Origin of the sequence: Microcoleus sp. EPA2 (assembly GCA_020882975.1) — a bacterium.
Taxonomy (GTDB): domain Bacteria; phylum Cyanobacteriota; class Cyanobacteriia; order Cyanobacteriales; family Microcoleaceae; genus Microcoleus.
Window position 1 is genome coordinate 38,077 of record JAHRFD010000015.1, and the last position, 15,205, is coordinate 53,281.

A 15,205-nucleotide genomic window follows, 5' to 3' on the forward strand; every position below is an offset into this window, starting at 1 on the left:
GTCTGGCGGGTTCACCAACAATATTGGCCTAAAACCGATCATCTCGTAAACCCGCCCCCACTTGAGCGGTAAATCGCAATCTACCTCTTTTAAAATACAAGGGTTAAAGTGCGATCGAATCAATAGTCTCTTGACAAGAATAGCTGCAATTAATATTATGGAACTGAGAAATATCAACAAAAATAGTTCAATGCAACCTTTGAATATGATATCACCTGTGACTGCAACACAACGGGGATTGCGAGAGGTTTATCACAGCGAATACGGCATTCTATATCAGGAAGACTGTCTCAAATTTTTAGGTGCTATTCCCGATGACAGCGCCGATATTGTATTTGCCGATCCGCCATTTAATCTGGGCAAAGATTATGGCACTGGTGCAAGCGATCGACTAAATTCCAGCGATTATCTTGCTTGGTCAAAACAGTGGCTTAAAGAAAGTATTAGAGTGCTGAAGCCTGGGGGAAGTCTATTTATTTTCAATTTACCTAAATGGTGCATTGAATACGGTGCATATTTAAATCAAGAAGGAATGAATTTTCGTCACTGGATAGCTTGTAGAATGCCTAAAGCCTTTCCTCGCGGCAAGAAAATGTCTCCCGCACACTACGGATTGCTTTACTACACAAAAGGCGAACCAGCAGTTTTTAATAAAGTTTATACGCCGATTCAAGTCTGCCGACATTGTGGAGGAGAAATTAAAGATTACGGCGGACACCGCAAAAAATTAAATCCTCAAGGTATTAACTTAATGGATGTTTGGGATGCTCCCGAAGATGTCTGGGAAGATGCTTCAGCAGATATTATCGAAAAAAATCTGTGGACTTTAATTGAGGAAATGTGGACAGATATCCCACCAGTACGACACAGACAGCACAAGAAAAGGGGAGCCAACGAATTAGCTCCAATCATGCTGGAACGCATCATTGCTATGGCATCGCATCCGGGACAAGTTGTAATCGATCCGTTTGGAGGTTCTGGTACTACATTTTATGCAGCAGAGAAGTTGGGCAGGTATTGGCTAGGTACAGAAATCGGCGATATAGAACCAGCAGTCAAGCGGTTACAAGACTTGGCAAATGGAAATGTAGAAAATTGGGAATCAGCAAGGGGAAATACCAAAAATAAAGCCCAACCAAACGAGTCAATTCAACTAGAGTTGTTTTCTTGAATGCCAAAAATTTTATATTAAAGCGCGACCATCTGTGCCTTTAGTAATTGTAGGTACGCTGCTATCAACGGCATCATGCTCAATTACAAATATGGCCAAAAAACCTTGTTGTATGTTAATAGCACGCCAGACATCAAAGTAAGGCTCTAGTTCCTCATAGTTGCCAATTCGATCGGTCAAATAAGGGTACAGTTTCCGGCTGGGCAAAACTAATGCCGTCCCCAAAAAAATCCCTCGTAAAATACCGAGAACCAGTTTGTTAACCGCACGGTGACTTGATGAGATGTTTCCTGTTTCCCATTCAAAGGCAAATAAATGATTGTCTAAGATTTTGGTAGCATCTACTCGTCCAGGGAATCTCGTTGCAAATCTGATTTTAGTTTCAAGCTGCCATCCAAAATCGTCATGAAGAGCAGCCATACAAGCATTTTTGATAGGTTTGACACCATTCCCGTGCCTGGTTGGATTTATCGTAAAGCTGGATGCACCGACCGGCCAAACGATGGCGTCAATAGCAATCCGTATTTCATTTTTGATAACTCCCCATTCTTGTGATTCCTCAAAGTCACCGTGACTAATAAGTGATACTTCTTGAACTATCTTCACAACGTACTAAGCCTGTTCATTTATACTTGCTCTTAATTCTGTCGGCAATTCAAACTTCCCATCTGCACCCGCTTCAAACTCCATCACTTTCAACACCGCATCCACATTCAGCGGCCCGTAAATATGGGGATACATATCTCCGGCGGCCGGTTCATACTTAACCTCTGCTTCCACTTTTTCCGAATCTATCCACAGCAAAAGTAATCCTGTTTGTCCGAGAAAAAACTTATTGGCACTTCTAGTAATTTGTGGGATTGTCGAACAGTGGATGAATCCTTCAGAGTCTAGGGTATCGCCGCGATAGAATTGAAGCTGTTTTGCTTCTTCCCATTGTTGGCTTTTAGCAATGTGAAATATAACGCTCATAAATTGATAAGTTTAACGTAAAACAATCTGCTTTTGGATACCAGGTTTTTTCCAGTATCTGCCGATATTACCATAACATGAAATCGAGGCAGAGCCTCTAGATATGCGTTACCAGGAAGAGCCTGGTAACGAGATTTTACAACAGTTTAAATATGCGTTACCAGGAAGAGCCTGGTAACGAGATTTGAACGAGATTTTACAACAGTTTAGCAGGCCACGAGTAAATCCGATCGCCCTAATACTCTCATATCTTCCTCATCAAGTTCCACGGGCATACCGCTGCGTATTAGTTCTACAAAATCTTCATTAGGGACCATGATGCACAAAGTATACAACCGTTCGCTACCAGTATTCTCAATTAGGTGGGTGCTGGTGGGTGGCACCAACAAACTATCTCCCGCCCTAATACTAACAGTTTTGCCATCACAGGTTGCTCGCCCTTGTCCCTTGAGTACAAAAAACATTTCTACTGCCAATAAATGCCGATTGGGAGGAGTTTTGCCACCCACATCAAAAATTTCGATGCAAACTGTTAAGGAACTATTGGCTGCTGCGGGATCGAAGACGATGGCTAATCTATTAGTATCCCGTGGACTAATGCGAAATGCTTGGTAGTCTTGGGGAGACTTTGACACGGGAATCATGCACTGATTTGTCATGTTTTTATTATGGTAAATTATCCGTTGTTATGTTTTTAATGTCATTAGCGAGGGAGCCAGAGTCATTAGTTTAGGATTTAGGTATGGGTGGCCAGAAACCGGGTTTTTACGAGAAGACCCGTTACAGGCGACAAAAACTGCAAAAACCCGGTTTCTTTGGTGCTGGTTGTTATGTTTCTGATGTCATTATGACTAATGACTGCTGACTAATGACTGCTGACTAATGACTAAGGACTGACTGCTATTTAATTGCTTCTAACATAGCCTGAGAATTCGACAAAAAACCAAAACATTGCTTAACGTTATATAGAGTAGCTTGCCAGCAATAATCTGGCGATGTCGTAGCAGTACAATCTTTGACCAAAATGCAGTCGTAACCCAGGAAATTAGCATCTTGCAGCGTCGCCATCACGCACTGATCCGCGTTGACTCCTCCAAAGAAAAGTGTAGTTTTGCCCAGGTTTTTGAGAATACTATCTAAAGGAGTATCCCAAAAGCCACTCATCCGATATTTATCAATGCAAATATCCTCCGGTTGCACTTCTAATTCATCGACAATTTGCGCGGCCCAACTCCCAGCCATTAATACAGAAGCACCGTTTTTTGGTAGCGGATCTCCCAAACCTACACCGTCGCCTGTGGGATTATAAACGTGACGGGAAGCTGCGCTAATATTGAGCAAATCGGGGCGGTTTCCCCAGTTGATCCAAATAATGGGAATTGCGTGCGATCGCAATTTTGGCAGTAAATTTTGTAAAGGAATAATTGGAGTTCTCGCTGGCGTTACATCTACGCCAATATGTGATAGCCAACCGTCGGGATGACAAAAATCATTTTGCATATCTATCACCAACATTGCAGCTTTGGCTAAATCCACACGCAGCGTTTTAGTTTGTGTTTCCAAAGTTACAATTTGGGGCGGTAGTTGGGGGCGAGTGATGTCGGCAATTTTGGCATCAACTTTCCAAGCATTCGGCGGCACGCCCAAGGTACGGAGATTTTCAGGATTCATAGGTTCTATCGCACAAAACTAATTTCAATTTTATCACTATTTTTTTACTTACTAATTTACCAAAGGTGCAGATTTTATGTTTAATAAATTCACAAAAATTAAACACAACTATTCTGACAATTTTTAGGCGATTCGATCTAATTAAATTGTCCTAGCCTAGATTATCCCCAAATCTAGATATCTTAAGGAAAGTTTTATAATAATTCATCTGTAATTCAATATGCTAAAATCCTTGGGGCGCAGCCAGTTTTAGACCGGACCGATCGTAAAATATAAATAGATGTGAATTCACCAGCAGGGGTCAATCTGTGAGCTTTACAATTCAAAATGTTTTAATTCCCGTTGAGGGTGGTTATCAAACCGCAGAGGTGCAGGTGGTGGATAATTGCATAAGTGCGTTAGCGAAGCCCTCGAAGAGGATCGCACCCAACAACCCCTCTGTTAATTCCCCCCCTTACCAAGAGGAAACCCCCCTTTTTAATTCCCCCCCTTACCAAGAGGAAACCCCCCTGTTTAGTCCCCCCCCTTACCAAGGGGAAACCGCCCTGTTTAGTCCCCCCCCTTACCAAGGGGAAACCGCCCTGTTTAGTCCCCCCCCTTACCAAGGGGAAACCGCCCTGTTTAGTCCCCCCCCTTACCAAGGGGGGGATAGGGGGGGTGAAACAGTTATCGACGGCACAAATAAGCTGCTGCTTCCCGGTTTTGTCAACGCCCACACGCATTCTTCGGAAATGTGGCAGCGGGGCATAATTCCCCCTTTGCCGCTGGAATTGTGGATTGCAGAATTGTACGATTTCACCCCTCTCGATACCGAACAAATTTACTTAAGTGCACTGGGAACAGCCGTAGAAACATTACTATCTGGAGGGACAACCGTAGTCGATCATTTAGTCTTGATTCCCGGACAAGAATTAGAGACAATTGCGGCAGCAGTTCGCGCTTACCAAGAAATTGGAATTCGCGCTTTCATCGGGCCGTTAATTCAAGATGAATCTCTAAAATCGGGAATGCCCGGTGGCGAGAGTGGTATCGAGACAGCAGCTTATTTGCGATCGACTCAGACAACTTTAGATTTAATGGAATCAGCCATAAAACAGTTTCATAAACCAGAATTAGGTGTGAATATATTATTAGCGCCGACGGGAATTCAACTGTGCTCTGATGCGTTATTTGAAGGCTGTATCGATTTGAGCGATCGCCAAAATCTTTGCCGCCACGCCCACCTCTTAGAAACCCGCGCCCAGAAACAATTAGCTCAAGAAAAATATGGTTGTAGCGCCGTAGCACACTTGCAACAAATTGGGTATTTGAGTCCCAGAACATCCCTAGCACACTGTGTTTGGTTGGACGATGCAGACATTGCAATTATGGCAGCAACCCAATCCACCGTTGTCCATAATCCCCTCAGTAACCTACGCTTAGGAAGCGGTATCGCACCAATTTTAAAATACCTTCAAGCGGGAGTAAATGTTTCCTTTGGTTGCGACGGTGCCGCTAGCAATGACTCCCAGGATTTGCTAGAAGCGATTAAGATTGGTTCCCTATTGCATAACATCAAAGATTTAGATTATCGGCACTGGATTACGCCACGACAGTCAGTAGAAATGGCTTCATTAGGAGGAGCCAAAGGCTTAAATATGGCAGATAAAATTGGTTCTTTGACTGTAGGTAAACGAGCGGATTTTGTGTTATACGATTTAACGAATTTATCATTACTACCACGGACCGATCCCATTGGTTTACTCATTCTGGGTCGTCCGAATAATGCTGTACATAGTGTTTGGGTAAATGGCAAACAAATTGTAGCAGAAGGTAAGGTGAAAACAATTGATGTTGATGATTTGAGAAAGGAATTATTCGATCGCAGTGAGTGGACTAGCAAGCGCCAATCAGCAATGGTGACTGAAATTGAGGCTCATTACCGCCAAGTGATGAATTTGCCCGATCGCTCTGAGTAAGGTAAAATTGACATTTAGCCTTTGTCACTAACATAAGGTAGCCAAGGGTAATTGGTAATATGTACAACAAGTTGATGATTAAACTACACCGATCGCAGAGGATATTGGCTTTAATACTTGCTTTTGCGATCGCCCTCACATCCACCGCCATCTTCTCTCCCCGTGGCTGGGCTCAAACTCCGCCAAAAATGCCTATAAAAACCGAATTGCGTGGCATTTGGTTGACCAACATTGACAGCAATGTCATCTTCTCCCAGAAAAACATAAATGACGCTGTAAATCGCCTAGAAAAACTTAATTTTAATACCATATATCCTACCGTTTGGCAAGGGGGTTATACCATTCATCCCAGCGCTGTAGCCAAACGAGTATTCGGACAATTAAACGACCCAGCACCAGCATTAAAAGGGCGAGATGTTCTCAAAGAAATCATTACAGAAGCACATAAAAAAGGGATCGCAGTCATCCCTTGGTTTGAGTTTGGTTTCATGGCCCCAGCCAAATCGGAATTAGCGAGATTGCACCCCGACTGGCTGGCGAAACGACGCGACGGTTCAACTATTTGGAAAGAAGGTATAGAAGATCGGGTATGGCTGAGTCCTTTTCATCCCGAAGTGCAGAAATTTATCCAAGATTTAGTTGTGGAACTTGTGGCAAATTACGATCTAGATGGGATTCAATTTGACGACCATTTCGGCTTACCCTCAGAATTTGGATATGAACCGCTAACGGTTTTAATGTACCAAAAAGATATCAAAAAACCTCCCTCGAACGACTCCCGCGAAACCTTCTGGGTGCGCTGGCGTGCAGACAGAATTAATGACTTCATGGCGCGACTTTTTAGAGCTATCAAAGCCCGCAAACAAAAATGTATTGTTAGCTTATCTCCAAACCCTTTTAACTTTGCCTTACCCGCTAGTTTGCAAGACTGGTTTACCTGGGAAAGACGCGGTTACATCGAAGAAATTGTGTTGCAGGTTTATCGCAGCGACATCAAGCGTTTTAATCAGGAACTGGAACGGGAAGAAGTTAAACTGGCTAAGCCTCATATTCCCACAGCGATCGGTATTTTAACGGGTTTAAAAAATAACCCGGTTCCCCTCAAACAAATTCAAGCACAAGTACAAGAAGTGCGAAAACGAAACTTTGCCGGTGTCTCATTCTTTTTCTATGAAAGCTTATCAAGTTGGGCCAAAGAAACTCCCGAAGAGCGAAATACGGCATTCCGAGCATTTTTTCCCACAAAAATACAGCGTCCGTCAGTTTAAAATATTGTAGGATGTTTGTAGTCAGCACTTTAGTTCCCAGAACCAGGAAGCAGGAAGAAGGAAGAAGGAAGAAGCAAGAAGCAAGAAGGAAGAGAATTCCCAATTCCCAATTCCCAATTCCCAATTCCCAATTCCCAATTCCCAATTCCCAATTCCCAATTCCCAAATTATGAATGTAATTCCCGCGATCGACTTATTGGATGGAAAATGCGTCAGACTCTATCAAGGAGACTACGCCAAATCCCAAACTTTTAATGACAACCCCGTCCAAGTCGCCAGACAGTGGGTCAACGAAGGCGCAACCATGCTACATTTAGTAGACCTCGACGGGGCTAAAGCAGGTCATCCTGTCAACCAAGCAGCCATTGAAGCCATTGTCAGAGCCGTTGATGTTCCCTGTCAAGTGGGAGGCGGAATGCGCGATCGCACTTCCGTGGCTGCTATCCTTAATTTAGGCGTTCGGCGGGCAATTCTCGGCACTGTGGCTGTCGAAAAACCGGAATTAGTCGGTGAATTGTGCAGCGAATTTCCCGGTCAAATTCTGGTCGGTATTGATGCCAGAAATGGTAAAGTTGCAACTAGAGGCTGGCTAGAAACATCGGAAGTTTTAGCAACAGAATTAGCACAGCAAATGGCAGAATTAGGTGCTGCTGAAATTATTTATACCGACATTCACCGCGACGGTACAATGGAAGGGCCCAATTTGGAATCTTTGCGCGAAATTGCCAATGCTATTTCGATTCCGGTGATTGCTTCCGGTGGTGTTAGTTCGATCGCAGATTTGTTGAGTTTGTTAGCCTTGGAATCAATTGGTGTCAAAAGTGCGATCGTTGGTAGAGCCATTTATACTGGAGATATCTTGCTAAAAGAAGCAATTCAAGCCGTAGGTCAAGGGCGATGGCAGGATGTTCCTCCCGATTTGGGTTCTTCAAGTTTTGCTTGATCTTCATGTTGAGTGAATTAGCTATAAAATAGCTAGCAGTTATCAGTTTTCCGATTCACAGTCAACAGTCAACAGCGAACTGTCACCCTAGAATCGTCCTTCTTATCCTCACTTAATTCATGTTTGTGAACCATACAATTACACCCTTAAGTTCTGGGATGGCATCCCTAGTTGCTCCCATACCTTTGTTAGCAACCGTCGAAGCCGAATATTCTCCCATCGTCCTCAGCGGAGTTTTACTTAGTTTAGTAGTGATTTATCTCGCCAGTAAACTAGGTGCAGAAGTAGCTAGAAACTTCGATTTTCCCCCTGTTTTAGGTGAATTAGTCGCAGGGGTAATTGTCGGAGTATCGGCATTACACCTCATCGTCTTTCCCGAAGCTGGGCTGTCAGCCTCAGACTCTGGGATTATGAATGTTCTGCAATTAATTAATCATCTCTCCCCAGCCGCCCTCACCAGTATCTTTGAATCTCAGAGTGAAGTCATTTCAGTGCTAGCTGAATTGGGTGTAATTATTTTGTTGTTTGAAATTGGCCTAGAATCGGACCTCAGACAACTTAAGGAAGTCGGAATTCAAGCTGTAGTTGTCGCCTGTGTTGGCGTGGCAGTTCCCTTTGCCGCTGGTACTGCTGGCTTGATGATTTTCTTCCATACTGCGGCGATTCCAGCGATTTTTGCCGGGGCAGCTTTGACGGCAACTAGCATTGGCATTACATCGAAAGTTTTGTCAGAATTAGGACAACTGAAATCTAAAGAAGGTCAAATAATTGTCGGTGCGGCGGTGATTGATGATGTGCTAGGAATTATTGTCCTAGCTGTTGTTGCTAGCTTAGCTAAAACTGGTGAAATAGATGTGGTTAATGTCATTTATTTGATTGTTAGTGCCACTGCTTTTCTGCTAGGTTCGATTCTGTTGGGTGGTTTCTTCAACAAAACCTTTACTGGGGTTGTAGAGACACTCAAAACTCGTGGCAATATTGTGATTCCGGCCTTTACTTTTGCCTACTTCATGGCATTTCTGGGTAATGCAATCCATCTGGAAGCGATTTTGGGTGCGTTTGCTGCGGGTTTGGTTTTGGATGAAAGCGATGCGCGCCATGAGTTGGATGAATTGGTGAAACCTATCGCCGATTTATTTGTTCCCATCTTTTTTGTGACGGTGGGAGCACGGGCGGATTTGGGAGTTTTGAACCCCACAGTACCGGATAATCGGGCGGGACTTTTGATTGCTGTTTTCTTGATTTTGGTGGCGATTATTGGCAAGCTAGTTACAGGCTGGGTGGTTTTTGGTCAGCCGGGAATTAATCGATTGGCGATCGGAGTTGGGATGATTCCTCGCGGTGAAGTCGGGTTAGTTTTTGCCGGCATTGGTTCGGCGAGTGGGGTTCTTGATAAACCCTTGGAAGTGTCGATTATTATCATGGTGATTCTGACGACATTTTTGGCGCCGCCATTTCTGCGGATTGCTTTTGGTGATTCCGTGGAACCGCCTGCTACAGAGGAATCTTCTAAGGTCATATAGGACTTAGGGACTCCGACAAAGAAACCGGGTTTTTATTAAATTTGTGGCTAGGAACGAAGTATTTTGGTAAAAAACCCGGTTTCTCGACTTCATATCAATTCCGATGCTACCGAATTTGATATTATATTAATTCCGGTTGTATCGGAATAATTAAACCACAGAGGACACAGAGGACACAGAGAAAGAGAAGAGAGAAATAATAATTCCGATGTCAATAGATTTGATATTATCGCTCAGTCTGTGACTTTCCCTCTCATTGCTTTAATCTCCCCTCGCTTGGTTTTGCTGTCGAGACGCTTGCGTTGGGAGCTCCTAGTTGCTTTGCTGGGTTTGCGCCTTTTGGGTATGACGATCGCACTTTTAATCAATTCTTGCAGTCGTTTTAAGGCTTCTTCCTTGTTTTGTTCTTGGCTGCGGTGTTCCTGTGCTTTAATCACAATCACGCCTTCGGAGGTAATGCGGTTGTCGCTGAGTTGCAATAAACGCTCTTTGTAGCGATCGGGTAATGAAGAAGCTGGGATATCAAAGCGCAGGTGAATTGCACTCGCCACCTTATTGACATTTTGTCCCCCCGCGCCTTGAGAGCGAATCGCACTAATCTCAATTTCGCCATCAGGAATGAACACTGTATTAGAAATTTGTAGCATGATTGATTTTTATTATATAATTTAGCTTAGTCTAAGACTTACACATGGGGGTCGAGAAACCGGGTTTTTCACCAAAATACACAGGTTGCAGCCAGCAGATTCGGTAAAAACCCGGTTTCTTTAGTCGGAGTGCATAACTCCTGAATTCTTAGCTGTCAGGATGAATTCGATGAGTTTTTTTCTATCCCATAACTCTACATCGTTTAGACGAGCTTGAAGACTATGACGAAACCGCATGATATCAGAATTAAAAGGCGATGATTACATGACAGACGCAGAAAGAGAAGAAGCACTCACGATCGCCCGATCGCTCTTTAACGACCAATATATTAAAAGCTATCTCAAAAACAAACGTCAAAACAATTTACAACCCCAGATAAATTCGTAAGGTGCGCCGAAACGCACCCTACAAAAACTAATTAATCCGTAGTTCCAGTTTGCAGCGACTCTTCAGCAGCCTGAGTCCACTCAGAGTGGAAGAATTCACCGCGCGGTTTGTCGATGCGCTCGTAGGTGTGAGCCCCGAAATAATCCCGCTGCGCTTGCGTCAGGTTTTGCGGCAATCTTTCGCGTCGGTAGCTATCAAAATAATCCAGCGAGGCGCTGAATGCCGGCACTGCAATCCCCAGGGTGCTAGCAGTAGACAACACTTCCCGCCAAGCTGATTGGCGATCGAGAATGCTCTGTTTAAACTCCGGCGCTAACAGCAAATTCGGCAAGGCAGGATCGTCCTTGAAAGCTTTTTTAATCTTGTCCAAAAAGCCAGCCCGAATGATACAGCCACCCTTCCAAATGCGGGAAATTTCGCTCAAACTCAAGTCATAACCGTAGGACTTCGAGGCCGCGCTCAACAGCGCCATGCCTTGGGCGTAGGAGCAAATTTTCGAGCAGTAAAGAGCATCGCGAACTTTGTTGACAAACTCTTTAGTATCGCCTTCATATTTGCCGCTAGGCCCCGTTAATTCTTGGGAAGCTTTGACACGCTCCGCCTTATAAGAAGACATGATTCTGGCATTCACAGCAGCAATAATTGTCGGAATGCTCACCCCCAATTCCAAAGCACTCATTACAGTCCAGCGGCCAGTACCTTTTTGGCCCGCTGCATCCATAATCACCTCAACTAAGGGCTGCTTAGTTTCCGAGTCAATGTACTTGAAAATATTCGCCGTAATTTCAATCAAAAACGAGTTGAGTTCGTCAGTGGTATTCCATTCGGCAAAAACTTCCTGCAACTGCTTACCGTCCAATCCAGCCACGTTTTTGAGCAAATCGTAGGCTTCAGCAATAAGCTGCATATCCCCGTACTCAATCCCGTTGTGAACCATCTTCACGTAGTGACCAGCGCCACCAGGACCGATGAATGTGACGCAGGGACCGTCATCTACTTGAGCCGCAATTTTGGTGAGAATTGGCTCTAGTATGCCGTAAGCAGCGTGGGTGCCACCGGGCATCAAGCTAGCACCATTCAGCGCGCCTTCTTCGCCCCCGCTGATGCCCATGCCGACAAATCCCAGTCCGGCAGCTTCTAAATCTTTGGTGCGACGTTCGGTGTCATCGTAGAGGGAATTACCGCCGTCAATAATCATGTCGCCCGGTGACAGCATGGGTTTGAGCTGGTCGATGACTGCATCGACTGGTTTGCCAGCTTGCACCATGACTAAGATGCGGCGCGGGGTTTCTAGGGCATCGACGAATTCTGTCAGAGTCTTGGCGGCTACAATGTTTTTGCCGGGGGCGCGTTTCGCCATGAATTCGTCGGTTTTAGCTGCTGTGCGGTTGTACACAGCTACAGAGAAGCCTCTGCTTTCGACGTTGAGGGCTAGGTTTTCGCCCATCACTGCTAGACCGATTAAACCAAAATTTTGCTTTGTCATGCTAAGTAATCCGCTGGTTCCGTTTGATGATAGGTTTGCGAGAGAGGAAAGCGAGGCGGGGTTTAGCGCTTTCCTGTGGACAGAAAGTATCGAACAATAGACTTTATGTCAGTTTAAGTGTATTTTTATATGCTAAAAATTGATGTTTGGTGAATCAGTAGGGTTTTTTTAAGATTTAAGGGATATTAAAGAGATCGGTGGGTGATAATAAAACAGATATTAAATCGATCGCAGTAACGGTAGATACAAATTAGCCCAAATTTTCGATAAAAGTTAGGAGACTGTCACTATGGAAGATTTGCAGTATCTCGCGGCTTGGGTGAAGGAGCAACACGCTCGCGAGTATATTTTGACTTGGCTGCTGAGTCAACAGGGGTTGTGGTGGTCTGATGGGGACATTTATCAGGCGGTTTTGCAAAAGTCGGGAAAGCTTTTGAAAGCTTACGTGCAAAAAAGGCAAGCTGGAGAGTTATTTGAGGGGATTTCTGAGAAGTTAGGAACGGATGATAATTGGGATGATTTGGCTGCGAGTTTGGCGCGGATTGTGGCTGTTTATCAAGAGGAATTATCGCATTTGCAAGAGCGCGATCGTAAGGGTGATGGGGTAAAAAAAAATTATTTAAATAGCAGTACAAAGTTGACTGGGGATGCTTTGTCGCTTTTGGAAGTGCAGCAAGCTTTGCCCGATCCTTATGCGGATACGCTGACTGGGAGATAGTCATTAGTCATTAGTCATTAGTCATTAGTCATTAGTCATTAGTCATTGGTCATTAGTCATTGGTCATTGGTTATTAGTCATTGGTTATTGGTTATTAGTCATTGGTTATTAGTCATTAGTCATTAGTCATTAGTCATTAGTTATTAGTCATTGGTTATTGGTTATTAGTCATTGGTTATTGGTTATTAGTCATTGGTTATTGGTTATTAGTCATTGGTTATTAGTCATTAGTCATTAGTCATTAGTCATTAGTCATTAGTCATTAGTCATTAGTCATTAGTCATTAGTTATTAGTCATTAGTTATTAGTCATTAGTTATTAGTCATTGGTTATTGGTTATTAGTCATTGGTTATTGGTTATTAGTCATTAGTCATTAGTCATTAGTCATTCGCGCCCAAAATCCTTACGCTAACCCACAATTCCGCCGGGGGTTGAAAACCCCCGTCTCATAGCGAAAGTCCTCTCAAAGAGGACTGAAAGACAGATTTTTGAACAAGCATTGCGTTGCAATATCTCCCCAGTCGGTTTCAACCGACTTTCGCTATGAGACAGGGGTTTTAACCCCGGTTGGACTGTTGGTTTAACTCTAAATATAGCTGCTGGCTTGACGGGTGAACATTGAGCAGTAAATTCCGTTTGATGCTATCAATTCGTCGTGAGTTCCTATTTCGACTATTTTACCGTTTTCCATCACGGCGATGCGATCGGCTATTTTTGCTAAGCCCAATCTGTGACTAATCACAACCGTGGTTTTCCCGGCGGCGATTTGGCGGAAGATGGTGTAAATTTCGTGTTCTGTCTTGGGGTCGAGGGCGGCGGTTGGTTCGTCAAAAATTAGGACTTCGGCTGTAGAAAGCCGCATTAAGGCGCGGGCGATCGCAATTCTCTGCCACTGTCCTCCCGATAAGTCGATGCCGTCTTCTAATTGTTTCCCCAACGGAGTCTCTAAACCTGCGGACAAAGTATTGACTTTGGCGCTAATTCCTGCTTCGTTCAGGGCTTCGTTAATTGCGGTGTCATCCGACAGGGAAAGCAAGTCACCGAAGCCGACATTTTCTCGCACTGTGGAGGGGAAACGGGCGTAATCTTGCATGACTACTGCAATGCGCGATCGCACGTATGCTAGAGGGTACGATCGCAAGTCTTTGTCGTTCCAGGCGATCGAACCGCTTGTCGGATCGTACAGTCTGCCAAGGAGTTTGCCAAGGGTTGTTTTACCCGCGCCATTTTCACCGACAAGCACTAGCATCTCACCCGGATTAATCGTTAAGTTGATATCTTCAACGGTGTTTTTCTTGCTACCTGGATAGCAGAAAGATAGATGCTCAATCTCGATCCCAATTTTATCATTTGTGGCACTGGCATCTTGCCCGCCCTCTGGTAAACTAGGCAGGCGAGACGCCACATCCCCAAGGGGAGATTGCAATTCCGGCTTGAGATCCAACAATTGAAAAATCGGAGTAACGCTGAGAGAAATATCGTACAAATTAGTGTAATTCCCTATCAGCAATTGCAAGCTGTTTTCTACTTGAACAATCAAACCAGAATAAAGTGCCAAATCCCCCAAAGTATAGCGCCTGCCCAAAGCTCCCATCACTATATAAACAAAGGGCAAAGCTACTCCTATTCTACTAATAACAGACCACAATAGTACAACAATTGCTCCCTTTTTTCTAATTGCCTGCATCTCGCTAAAATACTGCACAAACTGAGCCTGCCAGCGTTTTATCCAAAGTTCTTGCAAGCCAAACAAACGCAATTCCTTAGCGTATTCTTCGCCAGTCAACACTCTAGCAGATAAGTTCATTTCGCGACTAATTTTAGCTTGCTTTTTTTGGATTCTCCAGATGATTTTGGTATATTTTCTTTCGATGTAAATTGAGGGAATAGATGAAATTATTATCAGCAGAGGTACCCACCAAGCTATAGCAGCAGCAATGCTGACAGATGGAATAAAAATAAAAATTCCCGTGATTGTCATGCTGAGGGTAAATGCTAGTTGCTGTACTTTAGATACTCCGGTTTTCGCGAGTTCTACTATATTTAATAGTTCGGGGTTTTCAAACAGGGCGATATCGTCGAAATTGGCGACTTTTTCGAGAACTTTTCCTTCAACTGCGCCTTGAAGGCGATCGCGCAAAGATGTGACTGTAAAGGAACTCATGCTATCGATGGAATCGCCGATTAATTTGAGGCTTAAGACTCCCACAATACTCCACAGCAATATTGGCTGAGAAAGCATCAAAGCAAAGGGCTGTGCTGTTTGGGTTTGTGACAGCAACCGAGATACTTCATCGATGATTAATTTATCTAAAAATAGCACGCCAGATGGGGCTGCACCGCGAACGATGTTGAGTAATATTAAATTGCGGAGTTCGATCGGTGCGGCTTTGATTATGAGGCCCAGACTGCGGCGCAAAGCTTGGAATGTGGTGATTTTGATGGGTTGCATAGTTTGT

At 44.1% G+C, this 15,205-nt stretch carries 14 protein-coding genes; 7 read left to right on the top strand and 7 right to left on the bottom strand.

What is annotated here, in order from left to right; genetic code table 11:
* Positions 1–157 precede the first annotated feature (157 nt).
* Positions 158–1,171 carry a DNA-methyltransferase gene (locus tag AAFP14_RS14945; protein WP_341733040.1) on the top strand — a complete coding sequence of 338 codons (1,014 nt, stop codon included), beginning with the start codon at positions 158–160 and terminating at the stop codon, positions 1,169–1,171.
* Positions 1,172–1,183: 12 nt separating this feature from the next.
* Here AAFP14_RS14945 and AAFP14_RS14950 read toward each other — a convergent pair whose 3' ends face one another.
* The 4 genes from AAFP14_RS14950 to AAFP14_RS14965 all read right to left on the bottom strand — a co-directional run bounded on the left by AAFP14_RS14950 (position 1,184) and on the right by AAFP14_RS14965 (position 3,814).
* Entirely contained in the window at positions 1,184–1,777 is a 594-nt protein-coding gene (locus AAFP14_RS14950) for a PDDEXK family nuclease (protein WP_341733041.1), read from the bottom strand.
* A 6-nt stretch (positions 1,778–1,783) separates the two neighbouring features.
* Positions 1,784–2,143, bottom strand: coding sequence for a DUF952 domain-containing protein (locus AAFP14_RS14955; protein ID WP_341733042.1), 360 nt, complete (start codon positions 2,141–2,143; stop codon positions 1,784–1,786).
* Between the two features lie 206 nt (positions 2,144–2,349).
* On the bottom strand, positions 2,350–2,802 hold the full coding sequence (locus AAFP14_RS14960; RefSeq protein ID WP_341733043.1) for a cupin domain-containing protein: 453 nt from the start codon (positions 2,800–2,802) through the stop codon (positions 2,350–2,352).
* Between the two features lie 241 nt (positions 2,803–3,043).
* Positions 3,044–3,814, bottom strand: coding sequence for a cysteine hydrolase family protein (locus AAFP14_RS14965; protein ID WP_341733044.1), 771 nt, complete (start codon positions 3,812–3,814; stop codon positions 3,044–3,046).
* Between the two features lie 308 nt (positions 3,815–4,122).
* On the opposite strand from AAFP14_RS14965, the gene AAFP14_RS14970 reads away from it, so the two are divergent.
* The 4 genes from AAFP14_RS14970 (at position 4,123) to AAFP14_RS14985 (ending at position 9,506) form a co-directional block, all read left to right on the top strand.
* Positions 4,123–5,772, top strand: a complete 1,650-nt coding sequence (locus tag AAFP14_RS14970) for an amidohydrolase family protein (protein ID WP_341733045.1) — start codon at positions 4,123–4,125, stop codon at positions 5,770–5,772.
* A 74-nt stretch (positions 5,773–5,846) separates the two neighbouring features.
* Positions 5,847–7,040, top strand: a complete 1,194-nt coding sequence (locus AAFP14_RS14975; protein WP_472851057.1) for a glycoside hydrolase family 10-like protein — start codon at positions 5,847–5,849, stop codon at positions 7,038–7,040.
* Positions 7,041–7,209: 169 nt separating this feature from the next.
* On the top strand, positions 7,210–7,983 hold the full coding sequence (gene hisA / locus AAFP14_RS14980) for a 1-(5-phosphoribosyl)-5-[(5-phosphoribosylamino)methylideneamino]imidazole-4-carboxamide isomerase (RefSeq protein ID WP_341733047.1): 774 nt from the start codon (positions 7,210–7,212) through the stop codon (positions 7,981–7,983).
* Positions 7,984–8,102: 119 nt separating this feature from the next.
* The gene (locus AAFP14_RS14985; RefSeq protein WP_341733048.1) at positions 8,103–9,506 is read left to right on the top strand and encodes a cation:proton antiporter; all 1,404 of its coding nucleotides are present in this window, start codon (positions 8,103–8,105) and stop codon (positions 9,504–9,506) included.
* A gap of 233 nt (positions 9,507–9,739) precedes the next feature.
* Here the strand turns inward: AAFP14_RS14985 and arfB are convergent, their stop codons facing one another.
* The gene (gene arfB, locus AAFP14_RS14990) at positions 9,740–10,153 is read right to left on the bottom strand and encodes an alternative ribosome rescue aminoacyl-tRNA hydrolase ArfB (RefSeq protein ID WP_472851054.1); all 414 of its coding nucleotides are present in this window, start codon (positions 10,151–10,153) and stop codon (positions 9,740–9,742) included.
* A 235-nt stretch (positions 10,154–10,388) separates the two neighbouring features.
* Between arfB and AAFP14_RS14995 the strand changes: the two genes are divergently transcribed.
* Complete coding sequence (locus AAFP14_RS14995; protein WP_341733049.1) at positions 10,389–10,541, top strand: hypothetical protein; 153 nt, start codon at positions 10,389–10,391, stop codon at positions 10,539–10,541.
* Positions 10,542–10,572: 31 nt separating this feature from the next.
* On the opposite strand, the gene gnd is transcribed toward AAFP14_RS14995, so the two are convergent.
* The gene (gene gnd, locus AAFP14_RS15000) at positions 10,573–12,027 is read right to left on the bottom strand and encodes a decarboxylating NADP(+)-dependent phosphogluconate dehydrogenase (RefSeq protein WP_341733050.1); all 1,455 of its coding nucleotides are present in this window, start codon (positions 12,025–12,027) and stop codon (positions 10,573–10,575) included.
* A gap of 289 nt (positions 12,028–12,316) precedes the next feature.
* Here gnd and AAFP14_RS15005 point away from each other — a divergent pair, with 289 nt between their 5' ends.
* On the top strand, positions 12,317–12,745 hold the full coding sequence (locus AAFP14_RS15005) for a hypothetical protein (RefSeq protein WP_341733051.1): 429 nt from the start codon (positions 12,317–12,319) through the stop codon (positions 12,743–12,745).
* A gap of 587 nt (positions 12,746–13,332) precedes the next feature.
* Here the strand turns inward: AAFP14_RS15005 and AAFP14_RS15010 are convergent.
* Entirely contained in the window at positions 13,333–15,198 is a 1,866-nt protein-coding gene (locus tag AAFP14_RS15010; RefSeq protein WP_341733052.1) for an ABC transporter ATP-binding protein, read from the bottom strand.
* Positions 15,199–15,205: the final 7 nt, after the last annotated feature.

Excerpts from the sequence above, each read along its gene's own strand:
- AAFP14_RS14995 (WP_341733049.1), top strand. The coding sequence starts at position 10,389 with ATGATATCAGAATTAAAAGGCGATGATTACATGACAGACGCAGAAAGA.
- AAFP14_RS14960 (WP_341733043.1), bottom strand. The coding sequence starts at position 2,802 with ATGACAAATCAGTGCATGATTCCCGTGTCAAAGTCTCCCCAAGACTAC.
- AAFP14_RS14985 (WP_341733048.1), top strand. The coding sequence starts at position 8,103 with ATGTTTGTGAACCATACAATTACACCCTTAAGTTCTGGGATGGCATCC.
- AAFP14_RS14955 (WP_341733042.1), bottom strand. The coding sequence starts at position 2,143 with ATGAGCGTTATATTTCACATTGCTAAAAGCCAACAATGGGAAGAAGCA.
- AAFP14_RS14945 (WP_341733040.1), top strand. The coding sequence starts at position 158 with ATGGAACTGAGAAATATCAACAAAAATAGTTCAATGCAACCTTTGAAT.
- AAFP14_RS15005 (WP_341733051.1), top strand. The coding sequence starts at position 12,317 with ATGGAAGATTTGCAGTATCTCGCGGCTTGGGTGAAGGAGCAACACGCT.
- AAFP14_RS14975 (WP_472851057.1), top strand. The coding sequence starts at position 5,847 with ATGATTAAACTACACCGATCGCAGAGGATATTGGCTTTAATACTTGCT.
- AAFP14_RS15010 (WP_341733052.1), bottom strand. The coding sequence starts at position 15,198 with ATGCAACCCATCAAAATCACCACATTCCAAGCTTTGCGCCGCAGTCTG.
- hisA (WP_341733047.1), top strand. The coding sequence starts at position 7,210 with ATGAATGTAATTCCCGCGATCGACTTATTGGATGGAAAATGCGTCAGA.
- gnd (WP_341733050.1), bottom strand. The coding sequence starts at position 12,027 with ATGACAAAGCAAAATTTTGGTTTAATCGGTCTAGCAGTGATGGGCGAA.
- arfB (WP_472851054.1), bottom strand. The coding sequence starts at position 10,153 with ATGCTACAAATTTCTAATACAGTGTTCATTCCTGATGGCGAAATTGAG.
- AAFP14_RS14965 (WP_341733044.1), bottom strand. The coding sequence starts at position 3,814 with ATGAATCCTGAAAATCTCCGTACCTTGGGCGTGCCGCCGAATGCTTGG.